The sequence below is a fragment of the Streptomyces sp. NPDC088124 genome, assembly GCF_040685895.1.
Taxonomy (GTDB): domain Bacteria; phylum Actinomycetota; class Actinomycetes; order Streptomycetales; family Streptomycetaceae; genus Streptomyces.
Genome location: NZ_JBFBJB010000006.1, coordinates 42,822 through 58,751, shown reverse-complemented (window position 1 = coordinate 58,751; position 15,930 = coordinate 42,822). Strand labels below are relative to the sequence as shown.

9 protein-coding genes and 1 pseudogene are annotated in these 15,930 nt (G+C 74.0%); 6 read left to right on the top strand and 4 right to left on the bottom strand.

Annotated elements, in window-relative coordinates; all coding sequences use genetic code 11:
- Positions 1 to 80 precede the first annotated feature (80 nt).
- Entirely contained in the window at positions 81 to 2,477 is a 2,397-nt protein-coding gene (locus tag AB0P17_RS06625; protein WP_365808201.1) for a phosphoketolase family protein, read from the top strand.
- Between the two features lie 32 nt (positions 2,478 to 2,509).
- Here AB0P17_RS06625 and AB0P17_RS06620 read toward each other — a convergent pair whose 3' ends face one another.
- Positions 2,510 to 3,511, bottom strand: a complete 1,002-nt coding sequence (locus AB0P17_RS06620; protein ID WP_365808462.1) for a zinc-dependent alcohol dehydrogenase family protein — start codon at positions 3,509 to 3,511, stop codon at positions 2,510 to 2,512.
- Positions 3,512 to 3,819: 308 nt separating this feature from the next.
- On the opposite strand from AB0P17_RS06620, the gene AB0P17_RS06615 reads away from it, so the two are divergent.
- The 3 genes from AB0P17_RS06615 to AB0P17_RS06605 all read left to right on the top strand — a co-directional run bounded on the left by AB0P17_RS06615 (position 3,820) and on the right by AB0P17_RS06605 (position 7,395).
- Positions 3,820 to 4,041, top strand: a complete 222-nt coding sequence (locus tag AB0P17_RS06615) for a hypothetical protein (RefSeq protein ID WP_365808199.1) — start codon at positions 3,820 to 3,822, stop codon at positions 4,039 to 4,041.
- Positions 4,042 to 4,337: 296 nt separating this feature from the next.
- The gene (gene rsgA / locus AB0P17_RS06610; protein WP_365808197.1) at positions 4,338 to 5,477 is read left to right on the top strand and encodes a ribosome small subunit-dependent GTPase A; all 1,140 of its coding nucleotides are present in this window, start codon (positions 4,338 to 4,340) and stop codon (positions 5,475 to 5,477) included.
- A gap of 304 nt (positions 5,478 to 5,781) precedes the next feature.
- Positions 5,782 to 7,395, top strand: coding sequence for an Ada metal-binding domain-containing protein (locus AB0P17_RS06605; RefSeq protein WP_365808460.1), 1,614 nt, complete (start codon positions 5,782 to 5,784; stop codon positions 7,393 to 7,395).
- Here AB0P17_RS06605 and AB0P17_RS06600 read toward each other — a convergent pair.
- Both AB0P17_RS06600 and AB0P17_RS06595 read right to left on the bottom strand, forming a co-directional pair.
- A pseudogene (locus AB0P17_RS06600) lies at positions 7,347 to 7,718 on the bottom strand (DUF456 domain-containing protein); the annotation flags it as partial. The gene AB0P17_RS06605 and the pseudogene AB0P17_RS06600 sit on opposite strands and share 49 nt — an antisense overlap.
- 99 nt (positions 7,719 to 7,817) lie before the next feature.
- Positions 7,818 to 8,810, bottom strand: a complete 993-nt coding sequence (locus AB0P17_RS06595; protein ID WP_365808196.1) for a helix-turn-helix domain-containing protein — start codon at positions 8,808 to 8,810, stop codon at positions 7,818 to 7,820.
- A 362-nt stretch (positions 8,811 to 9,172) separates the two neighbouring features.
- Between AB0P17_RS06595 and AB0P17_RS06590 the strand changes: the two genes are divergently transcribed.
- Complete coding sequence (locus AB0P17_RS06590; RefSeq protein WP_365808194.1) at positions 9,173 to 10,687, top strand: protein phosphatase 2C domain-containing protein; 1,515 nt, start codon at positions 9,173 to 9,175, stop codon at positions 10,685 to 10,687.
- A gap of 104 nt (positions 10,688 to 10,791) precedes the next feature.
- Positions 10,792 to 12,534 carry a pyruvate dehydrogenase gene (locus tag AB0P17_RS06585; protein ID WP_365808192.1) on the top strand — a complete coding sequence of 581 codons (1,743 nt, stop codon included), beginning with the start codon at positions 10,792 to 10,794 and terminating at the stop codon, positions 12,532 to 12,534.
- Between the two features lie 120 nt (positions 12,535 to 12,654).
- Here the strand turns inward: AB0P17_RS06585 and AB0P17_RS06580 are convergent, their stop codons facing one another.
- A complete protein-coding gene (locus AB0P17_RS06580) occupies positions 12,655 to 15,765 on the bottom strand; it encodes a glycoside hydrolase family 38 C-terminal domain-containing protein (RefSeq protein ID WP_365808190.1) in 3,111 nt (1,036 codons plus the stop codon).
- Positions 15,766 to 15,930: the final 165 nt, after the last annotated feature.

The following is a 15,930-nucleotide window of genomic DNA, read 5'->3' as shown; positions in this document are numbered from 1 at the left end:
GAGAGGGGAGAGACGCGCGAGAGGACGCGGAAGGGGAGGGACGCGGGACAAGGGACGGTACGAGGCTCCGGAGGAAGTGGATGTCCGAGACGAACACGACCATGAGCGACGCGGAGCTGGCGGGCCTGATGGCCCACTGGCGCGCGGCCGACTACCTGGCGGCCGGGCAGATCTACCTCCTGGACAACCCGCTCCTCACCGAGCCCCTGCGCCCGGAGCACATCAAGCCCCGGCTGCTCGGCCACTGGGGGACGTCGCCGGGGCTGAACCTCGTCCACACCCATCTCAACCGGGTGATCAAGGCGCGTGACCTGCCCGTCCTGTGCGTCTGGGGTCCGGGCCACGGCGGCCCGGCGGTGCTGGCCAACTCCTGGCTGGAGGGCAGCTACTCCGAGACGTACCCGGACATCGGCCGGGACGCGGAGGGCATGGCCCGGCTCTTCCGGCAGTTCTCCTTCCCGGGAGGGGTGCCCAGCCATGTCGCCCCTGAGACTCCGGGCTCCATCCATGAGGGCGGCGAGCTGGGCTACTCCCTCGCGCACGCCTACGGGGCCGCCTTCGACCACCCCGAACTGCTGGTCGCCTGTGTGATCGGCGACGGGGAGGCGGAGACCGGGCCGCTGGCGGCGTCCTGGCACTCGAACAAGTTCCTCGACCCGGTCCATGACGGCGCGGTGCTGCCGATCCTCCACCTCAACGGCTACAAGATCGCCAACCCGGCCGTCCTCGCCCGGATCCCCGAGGCGGAGCTGGACGAGCTGCTGCGCGGCTACGGGCACGAGCCGCTGCACGTCGGCGGCGACGACCCGGAGACCGTCCACCGCGCCCTGGCGGAGGCCATGGACACCGCGCTGGACCGTATCGCGCTGATCCAGCACACCGCCCGTGAGGAGGGCGTCACGGAGCGTCCCCGCTGGCCGGTGATCGTACTGCGGACGCCGAAGGGCTGGACCGGCCCCGCCACCGTCGACGGCCGGCCCGTCGAGGGCACCTGGCGCGCGCACCAGGTGCCGCTCTCCGGCGTACGCGACAACCCCGCGCATCTGCGGCAGCTGGAGCAGTGGCTGCGCTCGTACCGGCCCGAGGACCTCTTCGACCACCGGGGCCGCCCCCGCCCGGAGGTGCTCGCCTGCGTGCCCGCGGGCGACCGCCGCCTCGGCGCCACCCCGTATGCCAACGGCGGCCTCCTCCTGCGCGACCTGCCCGTACCCCCGCTGGAGCGGTACGCCGTCGCGGTCGACCGGCCCGGGGTGACCCTGCACGAACCGACCCGGGTGCTCGGTGAGTTGCTGGCGGCGGTCATGGAAGCCACCGCGGACCGCCGCGACTTCCGCGTCGTGGGCCCGGACGAGACCGCCTCCAACCGGCTCCAAGCCCTCTACCGGGCCACGGGCAAGGCATGGCAGGCGGAGTCCGGGGCGGTGGACGAGGACCTGGACCGGCACGGCCGGGTGCTGGAGATCCTCTCCGAACACACCTGCCAGGGCTGGCTGGAGGGATATCTCCTCACCGGCCGGCACGGCCTGTTCTCCTGCTACGAGGCCTTCGCCCACATCGTCGACTCCATGGTCAACCAGCACATCAAATGGCTGAAGGTCTCCCGCGCCCTGCCGTGGCGCCGCCCCGTCGCCTCCCTCGACTACCTGCTCACCTCGCACGTGTGGCGCCAGGACCACAACGGCTTCTCCCACCAGGACCCCGGCTTCGTCGACCACGTGCTCAACAAGTCCCCCGAGGTCGTCCGCGTCTACCTGCCACCGGACACCAACACCCTGCTCTGCGTCGCCGAACACGTCCTGCACAGCCGCGACCACGTCAATGTCGTGGTGGCCGGCAAACAGCCCTGCTACGACTGGCTCACCCTCGACGAGGCACGCGCCCACTGCGCGCGCGGCGCCGGCGTCTGGGAGTGGGCGGGCACCGAACGCGAGGGCGCCGCGCCCGACGTGGTGCTCGCCTGCGCGGGGGACGTCCCGACCCAGGAGGCCCTGGCGGCGGCCCTGCTGATCCGCCGCCATCTGCCACGGCTCGCCGTCCGGGTCGTCAACGTCGTCGACCTGGCCCGGCTGCTGCCGGACTCGGAGCATCCGCACGGGCTCTCCGACCGCCAGTACGACGCGCTGTTCACCCCCGACAGGCCCGTCATCTTCGCGTACCACGGCTATCCGTGGCTGATCCACCGCCTCGCCTACCGCCGCACCGGCCACCCGAACCTGCACGTACGCGGCTACAAGGAGTCGGGCACCACCACGACCCCCTTCGACATGGTCGTCCGCAACGACCTCGACCGCTACCGGCTCGTCATGGACGTCATCGACCGCGTCCCGGGGCTCGCGGTACGCGCCACGGGCGTACGCCAGACCATGGAGGACGCCCGCCTCAGGCACCATGCCTGGATCCGCGCGCACGGCACCGACCTGCCCGAGGTCGTGGAGTGGAGCTGGCAGCCCGTCCCGCTGCCCCCCGATCCCGACTGAGAACTGAGACCGGATCCCGTCCGAAGAGGCCGTCAGTCCGGTACGAGCACCGCGGCGCCGCGCACCCGGTCGGCGGCGAGATCCGCGAGGGCCCGGTCCGCCCGGTCCAGGGGGTACGGGGTGACCGTCACGCGGATCCCCACGCGCTCCGCCACCGCGAGGAAGTCACGGCCGTCCTGCCGGGTGTTGGAGGTGACGCTGCGCAGGTCCCGCTCCTGGAAGAGATGGCGCTGATAGTTCAGCACGGGGATGTCGGAGAGATGGATCCCGGCGACGGCGAGCGTGCCCGACCGGTCCAGCGCCGCCAGCGCCACCGGCACCAGATCGCCCACCGGGGCGAAGAGGATCGCCGCGTCCAGCGGCTCCGGCGGTGCGTCGTAGGCGCCGCCGGCGGACGAGGCACCGAGCTCCAGGGCGAGTGCGCGCGCCTCCGGCGACCGGGTCAGCACATGGACGGTGGCGCCCTCCGCCAGCGCTACCTGGGCCGCCAGATGCGCGGACGCGCCGAAGCCGTAGATCCCCAGCCGCCCGCGCGGCGGGAGCGCGCTGCGGCGCAGCGCCCGGTAGCCGATGATCCCCGCGCAGAGCAGCGGCGCGAGCGTGGCGGCGTCGCGCTCCTCCGGCAGCCGGTACGCGAACGCCTCGGGCACGACCGTGAGCTCCGCGAAGCCGCCGTCCGCGTCCCACCCGGTGTAGCGGGAGCGGGGGCAGAGGTTCTCCCGCCGGGACCGGCACCACCGGCAGGCCCCGCAGGTCGAGCGCAGCCACGCCCCGCCGGCCCGCTCCCCGGTACGGAACAGGCCCACTCCCTCGCCCACGGCGACCACCCGGCCGACGATCTCGTGTCCCGGCACGGTGGCCGGGCGGTGCGGCGCCAGATCGCCCTCGGCGAGGTGCAGATCCGTACGGCAGACACCGCACGCCTCGACGCGCAGCAGCAGCTCACCGGGGCCCGGCACCGGGACCGGGCGGCGGACCCGTACCAGCGGGCCGGTACGGACCGGGCCGGGGGCCTTGACGGCCCAGCCGCTCAGCGTGGCCCCGGTGGCGCCGGTGTCCGGCGCGAGCCCCGGGTCCGGCGCGAGCCCCGGCTCCGGCGCGGGACCGGGAGCCGACGCGGGACCGGGACCCGACGAGATATCGGGAGGAGCCATGACTCCAGCGTGCGACGGGCGCGCGGCACCGGCAAGCGACGCCACCCAGGGTGTGCGCGGAGTGGCCGGAAGCGATCGTACGGCCGGGTTCTTGGGAACCTCTTTACCTTCTACGGGCGTTCAGCCTGCGGCCGCACTCGCGGCCGCCCGCCGCAGTGGCGGGGCACACCGTACTCCAGGAGGCAGCAGTGGCCCAGATCGACCTCGACAAGGTGTTGGACAAGGCGTGGGCGGACAAGGACCTGTCCGCCGTGCTCGACGCGCCGGTCTCCGCGCTGAAGGGGGTCTCGGACCGCCAGGGCAAGCTTCTTGACGAGGCGTTCGGCGTCAAGACGGTGGCAGATCTGGCCAACCTGAAGTACGCCCGCTGGGCGCAGGCGCTGGCCACGCTCGACACCTCCGCCAAGTAGCACCCCGCACCACCGGGGCGAACCGAAGAGGCCCGGAACACGGCGCGGAAAATCCCTCGCGCCGGGTTCCGGGGGCCGGTTATGGTGGTGCGCGTCGGCCGTCGAGCGCGCGGAGCACGAGCTGCTGCGGGCGCGCCGGGAGAGATAAGGGGTGAGGACATTGATGACTGTCACGGTGCTGGGCGGCGCCCAGGTTCAGAAGTTCATCAGGCTCACCCCTGTGGTCTCCGGCTGACTCTCCTTACTCTTTCCGCGCCCGTGCGGGCGTGCCGGGGCCACCCTTCGAAGGGTTTCCCTTGTCTTTCCCGTCTTTCCCGCTTGCCTCATCCGCCTCTTTCTCCTTCGAGGTTTCCTCCGCCGCTCACCCGCTCGCCCCGTACGGCTGGGACGAGGGCTGGGCCGCGGCGTTCGCCCCCCACGCCGAGCGGGGGCTGCTGCCCGGCCGGGTCGTCCGCGTCGACCGGGGCCAGTGCGACGTGGCCACCGCCGAGGGGGTCGTACGGGCCGACACGGCCTTCGTGACCCCGCACGACCCGCTGCGCGTCGTCTGCACCGGGGACTGGGCGGCCGTCGACCCGGTGGGCGGTGACCCCCGGTTCGTCCGGGAGTACCTGCCGCGCCGTACCGCCTTCGTACGGTCCACCTCCTCCAAGCGGTCCGAGGGACAGATCCTCGCCGCCAACGTCGATCACGCGGTCATCGCGATCTCTCTGGCGGTCGAACTCGACCTCGGCCGGGTCGAGCGGTTCCTCGCCCTCGGCTGGGAGAGTGGCGCCCTCCCGCTCATCGTGCTCACCAAGGCCGACCTCGTGACGGACCCCGCCGTACGGGCCCATCTCGTCGAGGATGTCCAGATCACCGCGCCCGGGGTGCAGGTGCTCGCCGTCAGCGCCGAGACGGGGGAGGGGATCGAGGTCCTGTCCGCCGTGCTCTCGGGCGGTACGAGCGTGCTGCTCGGCGTCTCCGGGGCGGGGAAGTCGACGCTCGCCAACACCCTGCTCGGGACCGACGTGATGGACGTTCAGGCCGCGCGCGACGTGGACGGGAAGGGCCGGCACACCACCACGACCCGCAACCTCCTCGTCCTGCCCGGCGGTGGCGTCCTCATCGACACGCCGGGGCTGCGCGGGGTCGGGCTCTGGGACGCGGTGACCGGCGTCGGCCAGGTGTTCTCGGAGATCGAGGGCCTGGCGGAGGGGTGCCGGTTCCAGGACTGCGCCCATACGGCGGAGCCCGGGTGCGCGGTGCTCGCCGCGGTCGAGGACGGCGCGCTGCCCGTACGGCGGCTGGACAGCTACCGCAAGCTGCTGCGGGAGAACCAGCGCATCGTCGCCAAGACCGACGCCCGGCTGCGCGGCGAGATCCGGCGCGAATGGAAGCGCAAGGGCGCCGAGGGCCGCGCCGCGATGGAGGCCAAGCGCGGCCGCCTCCGCTGAGCGGGGGCGGGGCGGGGGCGAGGGTGGGGGACCGGCCTAGGGTCTTTCGTTTGGATCAGGCTGGATCAGGGAGCGGGGTCTGGTGCCGTGGATCGCAAGGCGGAGGAGGGAGGCGACGCGTGAGCGTCGGCTCCCCCCGTATCCGCCGTCAACGCCGCGAGGCGCGGCACCAGGGCACGCGAGCCCAGCATGATCCAAACGAGAGGCCCTAGCGGTGACCGGCGGCGGGGCGGCGAGCGGGGCGGACACGGCGTCCGAAAACCGCGAGTACGCCCCGCCCCGGACGGCGCACACTGGACTCGTGATGGACGAAGAGACCAGGTACGAGGCGGTGGCCAGCCGTGACGCCCGGTTCGACGGCGCGTTCTTCTTCGCCGTCGAGACCACCGGCATCTACTGCCGGCCGAGCTGTCCAGCCGTCACCCCCAAACGCAAGAACGTCCGCTTCTACCCGACCGCTGCCGCCGCCCAGGGCCACGGCTTCCGCGCCTGCCGCCGATGCAGGCCGGACGCCGTGCCCGGATCGGCGGAGTGGAACGTGCGCGCCGATGTCGTCGGCCGCGCCATGCGCATGATCGGCGACGGGGTCGTGGACCGGGAGGGCGTGCCGGGGCTGGCCGGACGGCTCGGCTACAGCACCCGCCAGATCCAGCGCCAGCTCACCGCCGAGCTGGGCGCCGGCCCCGTCGCCCTGGCCCGCGCCCAGCGCGCCCACACGGCCAGGGTCCTGCTCCAGACGACCGGCCTGCCGGTCACGGAGATCGCGTTCGCGGCCGGATTCGCGAGCGTCCGCCAGTTCAACGACACGATCCGGCAGATCTACGCCCGTACGCCCAGCGCGCTGCGCACCGAATCCGGTACGGGAACGGCCTCGGCCGCGGCCGAGGCGGCCCGGCGGAGCACCGCCCGGGCCGCGGGTCCCACCGGCACCGCGGGCGGTCCCGTACCGGCGACACCGGCGACACCGGCTGCCGGTGCCGTCGGCCCGCCCGCCCTGGCCTGGATCCCGCTCCGGCTCGCCCACCGCGGCCCGTACGCCGCCTCCGACGTCTTCGACCTCCTCGCCCAGGAGGCCCTGCCCTCCGTCGAGGAGGTGACGGGCCCGCCCGGCGCCCGCACCTACCGCCGTACGCTGCGGCTGCCCCACGGCCCCGGCGCCGTCGCCGTGGACGAGGCCCGCCCGGCCGCCGGCGGCCCCGCGGGCCGGACCGCCAACGGCTGGCTGGAGGCGCGGATCCACCTCACCGACCTGCGCGACCTCACCACCGCCGTCCAGCGGCTGCGCCGCCTCTTCGACCTCGACGCCGACCCGTACGCCGTGGACGAACGCCTCGGCGCCGACCCGCGCCTCGCTCCCCTCGTCGCCGCCCGCCCCGGGCTGCGCTCGCCCGGCGCGGCGGAGCCGGCCGAGTACGCGCTGCGCGCCCTGCTCGGGGAGGCGGCGGCCCGGCGGGCCGTGGCGACGTACGGCCAGGTGCTGGAGCAGGCGCCCGGCGGGCTCACCCGGCTCTTCCCCGAGCCCGCCGCGCTGCGCGGCCACCCGGTGGCGGGGCCGCTCGCGACCGCGCTCGCCGACGGCACCGTACGGCTCGACGCGGGGGCCGACCGGGACGCGGCCGAACAGGCGCTCCTGGCCGTCCCCGGCGTGACGCCCGGCACCGCCGCGCTGATCCGCACGCGGGCCCTCGGCGACCCCGATGTGGCGCCCGAGGGGGAGCGGGCCGAGGAGGCGTGGCGGCCCTGGCGGTCCTACGCAGGGAGCCATCTGCGCGCCGCCCGCGCCCGTCGTGCCGGTCAGCCCCGGACCACCACGACCAGCCACGCGCCCACCACCAGCAGACACGCGAAGAGCTCCACCAGCAGCGACGCCCCCGCCGTCCGCATGACCGTACGGGTGGACGCCCAGCCGTCCCGGTGACTGCCCAGCCGCGCCCGTTCCGCACCGTAGATCCCCCCGACGAACCCCAGGATCCCGCCCACCACCGGCACCACGAAGAACCCCGCGATGCCCGCGACCCCGCCGGTCAGCAGTGTGCGGCGCGGCACCCCCGTCCGACTGGTCCTGCGGGCCGGCAGCAGCGGCCTGAGCGCCTGGTTGAGCAGGAGCAGCGCCGTCGCGCCGATCAGCAGCGCCCAGGCGGCCCGCGTGGTGTCGGACAGCGCCCACCAGAGCACGGCGGCCCAGACGATCGCCTGACCCGGCACGCCGGGGACGAGCACGCCGAACAGACCGAGCAGCATGACCAGGGCGACCAGCACGAGCTGCCACACTTCCATCCGCCAACTGTGCCGGACGGCGCCCGTTCCCGCAGGATGCGTTCGCGCCCTTGGCGGCCGTGTTCAGACCTCGGGGCCGCGGGCCACCCAGCCCCGCTCGTACGCGTGCCAGCCGAGTTGGAGCCGGGTCGTCACCCCGCTCAGCTCCATCAGCCCCTTCACCCGGCGCTGAACGGTCCGCAGCCCCAGGTCGAGCTGTTTCGCGACGCTGGCGTCGGTCATCCCGGCGAGCAGCAGCGACAGGATCTCCAGGTCGGTGGGGTCGGGGCCGGGCGGGCCGTCCTCCCGTACCGCCCCGTCCGTGCCCAGCCGCAGCGGCAGCCCCTCGCGCCACACCGCCTCGAAGAGCCCCATCAGCGACTCCAGCAGCCCGCTGGCGTGCACGACCAGGGCCGCGGGCCCGGCGCCACGGCCCGTCAGCGGCACCATCGCGAGCGCGCGGTCCGCGATCACCAGCTTCGTCGGCACCCGCTCGGTGACCCGGACCCGCTCCTGCCGGCCGAGCGCGGCGGCCAGTTCGGTGAGCCCGGTGGGCTGGGCCAGCACCTCACGCTCGATCACCACCCGGTAGGCGACCCCACGGCTCGCCGCCCGGTCCTCGGCCTCGTTCTCCCGCCCCGTCACCGCCACGGGCTGCCCCGTGACCAGCGCGCAGACCTCCTCCGTGGCGCCGAGCTGGAGCTGGAGGAAGCGGTGGGCCACGGCGCTGGCGCCCGTCACCACCTCGATCAGGTCGTGCACGGCCGGCTCGGCCGCCTCCGCCCGGTACTCCTCGGCGAGCAGCACCGCCGCCAACTCCGCCTGTTCGAGCTGATGGCGGTGCTGGGTCAGCAGCGCGCCCAGCGCGACGGCGGGCGGCGCGGCGACCCACCGGCCCGCCCGGGAGGAGGACTGGGCGGCGAGACCCTGCCGCTCCAGCCTGCGCAGCGCCCGTTCGGTGTCCGGCTCGGGGAGGGCGAGCCGGTGCGCCAGATCCGCCACCTCCGCGGCCCCGATCGACACCAGCGCCCGATACGCCGCCTCGTGTCTCTCGTCAAGGCCTATCGCTCCCAGCACCTTGTCCACCCCTCCCCACTCACCCCGCGCGACCTCCTCGGACGCGTACGTACCCCGGCTCGCCGTGGCGGATACCGGCCACGGCGTAAACCCGCCGTGCTCATCATCCCCTGTAAGCCCCGGCACTCTGTCATGGTGGCGCCATCACAGCAGCAACAGTCCCGGTCATATGCCTCCGCGGAGGTTCCGGCCGGATTGTGCACGGGAGAACGACGCGTGCGGTCCGGCCGCCCGTGTCCGCGCCCGCGCTGGATCTGTGACCGTTCGCCGGGCGTCCTTCCCGTGGGGGGTGGGGTCGCCCGGCGGACTCATTTTCGACGACGGCCGTTTTCGTCCCCCTGGAGCGGTCGAAAATAAGGGACATGAGCGAGCAGGGGGAACGACCGCCCGACGACGACTGGTGGAACCGCCTGTACGACGCGTCGGCGCCGGACACGGGGCCCGCGGCGAAGTCCGGGGACACGCTCGACGACCGATTCGACTCGGCGGCGGACGCGGTGCGGGCGGGCGCGACGGCGGATCCGGGTCCGACCGCGGGTTCGGCGGGAGGTCCGACCGCGGTCCCGGCGGACCCGCCGCCGGATCCCGCCACGGAAACGGCCGGCGACCGCGCCGGAGGCTCGACGGGGCCCGCACGGGCCTGGTGGGAGCAGGCGCCGTCACCGGCCCCGTACGCGCCGAGCGACGCCCGGCCGCTGCCGCGGACGGATGCCCGGGATGCCGTACCTCCCGAAGCGCCGCGGGGGTCGCGCTCCGGCGGGGATGCCGTACCTCCCGAGGCGCCGTCTCCTCCGGCGCAGGGCCCGCCGCCGCCCGCCCCGTCCCCGTCCCCGCCCCCTCCGCCCGCGAACGCGCCCGGTGCGCGGGCCGTTCCCGATCCGCGGGCGGCGCCGGGGAGCACCCCCGTCCCCGCCCCTCACCGCGCGCGGGGCGCCCCGCGCGGTGACCGGCCGCCCGGCCATGACGCCGGTCCCGGCGCGCTGCCCGCCGCCCACCCCGACCGGCTGGCCGAACTCGTCGCCGACACCGTCCTCGACGGCGCCTCCTACGGGTCGTACACCCTGCGGGCCGTCTCCGTACGGGGCGGCGCCGCGCGGCGCCGCGGCGAGCCCCGCCGCGACGCGCTGCTCACCGCCCGGTTCGGGACCGGCCCCGGCGCGCTCGTCCTCGTCGCCGTCGCCGGCGGGGCCCGCGCGGCCGAGGGCGCCCACCTGGCCGCCGCCGAGGTCTGCCACTGGATCGGCGGCGCCGTCGGACGCGACCACAGCAGGCTCTCCGAGGACATCAGGGCCGGTCGCAGGGGTGAGCTGAAATCCGGTCTGCACCGGCTCACCGACCGGGGGTTCGGCAAGCTCCGGGCCCGCGCCGCCGAACGCGGGCTGGCGCCCGAGGCGTACACGGCGAGTCTGCGCTGTCTGCTGCTCACCGCCGACCCCGACTGCCGGAACCGGGTGTTCTTCGGGGCCGGCGCCGGAGGACTCTTCCGGCTCAGGGACGGTGACTGGGAGGACCTGGAGCCCCGAGGCACCGCCTACGCCACCACCGGCTCCCCGCCCGCCGAGACCCCCGAGGGCGACCGGCTCACCATGGACCTGGCGATCACGAACGACCGTGCCCCCTACATCGAGGGCCCGCCGTCCCCACCTCCTGAGCCGTTCCTGTTCCGGGCGTCGGTCGCCCGGCCGGGCGACACCCTCCTGCTGTGCAGCGCGGGGCTGGCCGAGCCGCTCCGCGCCGCGCCCGGGCTCGCGAGCGAACTGGCCCGCCGCTGGGGCGTGCCGGAGCCACCGGGGCCGGCCGGCTTCCTCGCCGACACCGTGCTCGGCGTGCGGGGCTACGCCGACGACCGTACGGCGGTCGCCCTCTGGGAGGCATGACGCCGAACGACGGGCCCAGCAGGCGCGTCCGGGCCCGCCGTGGGTTGATGGAGAGCGCGGGGCGGGCCGGCCGTCCCGGCCGTCACCGGAGAGGGCGCGGATCCATGGCCAAGCAGAACGTGGCGGAACAGTTCGTCGACATCCTCGTCAGAGCGGGCGTCCAGCGGCTGTACGGAGTCGTCGGCGACAGCCTCAACCCCGTCGTCGACGCCATCCGCCGCACCCCCGCCATCGACTGGATCCAGGTCAGGCACGAGGAGACCGCCGCCTTCGCGGCCGGCGCCGAGGCCCAGATCACCGGGGGGCTCGCCGCCTGCGCGGGCTCCTGCGGCCCCGGCAACCTGCATCTCATCAACGGCCTGTACGACGCCCACCGCTCCATGGCCCCCGTCCTCGCCCTCGCCTCCCACATCCCCTCCGCCGAGATCGGCCTCGGCTTCTTCCAGGAGACCCACCCCGAGCGGCTGTTCAACGAGTGCAGCCACTACAACGAGATGATCTCCAGCCCCCGGCAGATGCCCCGGCTGCTGCAGACCGCCATCCAGCACGCCATCGGCCTGAGCGGCGTCAGCGTGGTCACCCTGCCCGGCGACATCGCCTCCGCGCCCGCCCCGGAGAAGGCGGTGGAGCACGCCCTCGTCACCGCACGGCCCTCCGTACGCCCCGGTGACACAGAGATCGAGAAGCTCGCCCGCATGATCGACGAGGCGGACCGCGTCACGCTCTTCTGCGGCAGCGGCACCGCCGGCGCGCACGCCGAGGTGATGGAGTTCGCCGAACGGGTCAAGTCCCCGGTCGGTCACGCGCTGCGCGGCAAGGAGTGGATCCAGTACGACAACCCGTACGACGTCGGCATGAGCGGACTGCTCGGCTACGGCGCCGCCTACGAGGCCACTCACGAGTGCGATCTGCTGCTGCTCCTCGGCACGGACTTCCCGTACAACGCCTTCCTCCCCGACGACGTCAAGATCGCCCAGGTCGACATCAGGCCCGAGCGCCTCGGCCGCCGCTCCAAGCTGGACCTCGCCGTGTGGGGCGACGTCCGCGAGACGCTGATCTCCCTGACGCCCCGCGTACGGGCCAAGGCGGACCGCCGCTTTCTCGACAGGATGCTGAAGAAGCACGCCGACGCGCTGGAGGGCGTGATCAAGGCGTACACCCGCAAGGTCGAGAAGCACATCCCGATCCACCCCGAGTACGTCGCCTCCGTCCTCGACGAACTCGCCGACGACGACGCCGTGTTCACCGTCGACACCGGGATGTGCAACGTATGGGCGGCCCGCTACCTCACCCCCAACGGGCGGCGCCGCGTCATCGGTTCGTTCAGCCACGGTTCGATGGCCAACGCCCTGCCGCAGGCCATCGGGGCGCAGTTCACCGACCGGAACCGGCAGGTCGTCTCGATGTCCGGCGACGGCGGATTCGCCATGCTGCTCGGCGACTTCCTCACACTCGTCCAGTACGACCTGCCGGTGAAGGTCGTACTCTTCAACAACTCGGCCCTGGGAATGGTCGAGTTGGAGATGCTGGTCGGCGGACTGCCCGCGTACGGTACGACCAACCACAACCCCGACTTCGCCGCGCTCGCCCGCGCCGCCGGTGCCTACGGCGTACGCGTCGAGAAGCCCCGGCAGCTCGCCGGCGCCCTCAAGGACGCCTTCAAGCACCGGGGTCCCGCGCTGGTGGACGTGGTCACCGACCCGAACGCGCTCTCCATCCCGCCGAGGATCAGTGCCGAGATGGTGACGGGCTTCGCGCTCTCCGCGAGCAAGATCGTCCTGGACGGCGGGGTGGGCCGGATGGTGCAGATGGCCCGCTCCAACCTGCGGAACGTGCCCCGGCCCTGACCCCGCCGTCCACCGCCGGACCGTCCACCTCCGGACCCCCGTCAGGCCGATGGCCCGGATGTCCGCGCCGTCAGGCCGCCGGCCCGGCCGTCCGCCCGGCTGTCCGCCCGGCCGGCGGGCTCACGCCGGGGTGAGCCGCAGCGTCAGGATCTGGAACGGCCGCAGCCGCAGCCGCACTCCCTCCTCGCCCGTCTCCGCGGCGTGCAGCGGCCGTTCCAGCAGATCCGTCACCCGTGCCTCGCGCACCGGGAACCCGACGCGCAGCGTCGCCTCGGCCCGGCCGCCGGCCGACTCGTAGAGCCGTACGATCACCTCGCCGCTCCGGTCCTCGGCGAGCTTGACCGCCTCCACGGTCACCGCGGCGTTGTCGATGTCGACCAGCGGCGCCAGCTCGGGAGCCGTCGCCACCCGCAGCGGCAGATTGAGCGCCAGCCCCTCCTGCACGCTCTCCTCCACCGTGGCGCCGGGCAGCAGCGCGTACCGGAACCGGTGCGTGCCCTGATCCGTCTCCGGGTCCGGGCTGTGCGGGGCGCGCAGCAGCGTCAGCCGTACGGTCGTGCCCAGGCCCTGCGCGTGAGGCGTCCGCGTCACGTCGTGCCCGTACGTCGAGTCGTTGAGCACCGCCACGCCGTACCCGGGCTCGGCCACCCGCAGCCAGCGGTGCGCGCAGATCTCGAAGCGGGCCGCGTCCCAGCCGGTGTTGTCGTGCGTGGCCCGGTGCACATGGCCGAACTGGATCTCGGCGGTGGACCGTTCGGCGTGCACATCGAGCGGGAACGCCGCCTTGAGGACCTTCTCCGACTCGCGCCAGTCGATGTCGGTGACGACATCGATCCGGTTGCTGCCCGCCGTGAGCCGGATCTCCTGGGTGATCCGGGACGCCCCGAACACCCGCACCACCCGCACCGACGCCCGCAGCGGACCCGCCTCCGTCAGCTCGACGGACTCGGCGGCGGTGAGATCGGTGTGCCGGTGCCGGTAGTGCCGGTCGATGTCCCAGGCGTCCCACTGATTGGGGTGGTCGGGGTGGAGCTGGAGCAGATTGCCCCGGCCGCCGGGCGCCAGCACCTCCCGGCGCGCCACGAGGTCGCGTACGGACGTGAGCAGCCCGTCCGTGTCGATCACCACCTCCACCAGCTGGTTCCGGAGCGTGATCGACCTGTCCCCGGCCACCCCGGAGACCCCCGACCGGTCCAGGGCGCCGGTGAACGACCCCGTCGCCAGCGACCGGGTGAACGCGGCGGCCAGCACCCGGCCGCCCGCCAGCGGCTGCGCCCGTACGGACGAGGGCACGTCCGCCGCGTCGAACTCGACCGGCTCACGGCGCGCGAACGGTGCCGCGTTCAGCACGGCGGGCCGGCCCCCGCCCAGCGCCGCCACCGCCTCCGCGACGATCCCCTCCAGCTCCTCCCGCACCGCCCGGTACGTGGCCCGCGCCTCCCGGTGCACCCAGGCGATCGACGAACCCGGCAGGATGTCGTGGAACTGGTGCAGCAGCACCGTCCTCCAGATCCGGTCCAGCGCCTCGTACGGATACGCGTACGGCCGCGACCCCGGCCCGGGGTGTGCGCGCAGCGCCGCCACCGTCGCCCACAACTCGGCCTCCCGCAACAGGTGTTCGCTGCGCCGGTTGCCCTGCTTGGTCTTGGCCTGGGTGGTGTACGTCGCCCGGTGCAGCTCCAGGTACAGCTCGCCCGACCAGACCGGCGCCCGCTCCCCGTACTCCTCCCGCGCCGCCGCGAAGAACGCCGCCGGGTGCTCGATCTCCACGCGGGGCGAGCCCTCCAGGGACGCCAGCCGCCGCGCCTTCTCCATCATCTCCCGGGTGGGGCCGCCCCCGCCGTCGCCCCAGCCGAACGGCACCAGGGAGCGGGACGACCGCCCCTTCTCCGTGAAGTTCCGTTCCGCGTGGGCCAGTTCGGAGCCGTGGAACTGCGCGTTGTACGTGTCGACCGGCGGGAAGTGGGTGAAGACGCGGGTGCCGTCGATGCCCTCCCACCAGAAGGTGTGGTGCGGCATCCGGTTCGACTGGTTCCAGGACAGCTTCTGCGTGAGGAACCACTTCACCCCGGCCAACTTCGCCAACTGCGGGAACGCCGCCGTGTATCCGAAGGAGTCCGGCAGCCAGATCTCCTCCGTGTCCACGCCCAGCTCCTCCTGGAAGAAGCGCTTGCCGTGCACGATCTGCCGGGCCAGCGCCTCGCCGCCCGGCATGTTGGCGTCGGACTCCACCCACATCGAGCCCACCGGCGCCCAGGTCCCCTCCTTGACCGCCTGCTTGATGCGCCGCCAGATGTGCGGCTGGTGGTCGCGCACCCACGCGTACTGCTGCGCCTGCGAACAGGCGAAGACCAGCTCCGGGTAGTCGGCGGCGAGCGCCGTGACATTGGCGAACGTCCGCGACGCCTTCCGTACGGTCTCGCGCAGCGGCCACAGCCACGCCGAGTCGATATGGGCGTGGCCCGCCGCCGAGAGGCGGTGCGCGCTCGGCGACGCGGGGCGCGCCAGCGCGTCCGCCAGCTCCCGGCGGGCCCCGGCCGCCGTGCCCGCCACGTCGTGCAGGTCCAGCACGTCCAGCGCGGACTCCAGGGCGCGCAGGATCTCATGGCGCCGCGACCGGTCGGTGGGCAGCTCGGCCATCAACTCGGAGAGCACCTCCATGTCCAGGACGAGATGCCACACCTCCTCGTCCAGGACGGCGACCTCGGCCGAGGCGAACCGGTAGAGGGGACGGTCCCCCGCGGTCAGCACGTCCCCGAGGAGCGTGGGCTCGAAGTCGTGGAGCACGGCCGGGTTGGCCGCCGCCTCCAGCAACAGCTCCACGGACTCGCCGCCCGCCGCCGGGGCGGCCACCGGGACGTGCCGGTTGCGCGGATGGATGCCCTTGACCGGCACCCCCGACGCGTCGTACACCATTCCCTCGGCCTGGAACCCGGGCCCCTCACCGGTGAATCCGGGGTCGATCACCACCTCCACACGGCGCCCCGCCCAGCCGTCCGGCACGGTGCCCGTCAGCCGGAACCAGCTCGTCGACCACGGTGAACCCCACTCCGTACCCGCCGCGAAAGGCTCGTACGCGCCACGCAACGCCCGCTCCACCGGCACCGGTTCGCCCGGCGCGTGCCAGACGGCGAGCGAGAGCGGCTGCCGCGCCGCGTACTGCGCGGGGCGGATGAACTGGCGCAGCGCGCGCTCCAGCCGCCCTTCCACCTGAGTGCGGTCGTCGTGCATCGGGGCTCCTCGCTTCTCGGAATCGCTCCCCCCAGAGCTTCCCCGGACCCGCCGTCCGCATCCGTCCGGCGGTGGCGCACGGCGCTCGGACGGGGGCCGGACGGCGGCCGGGCGGCGCGCCGCCCGGCGTGGAGACGACAGGTGACGCACACCATGAGTGGCCCA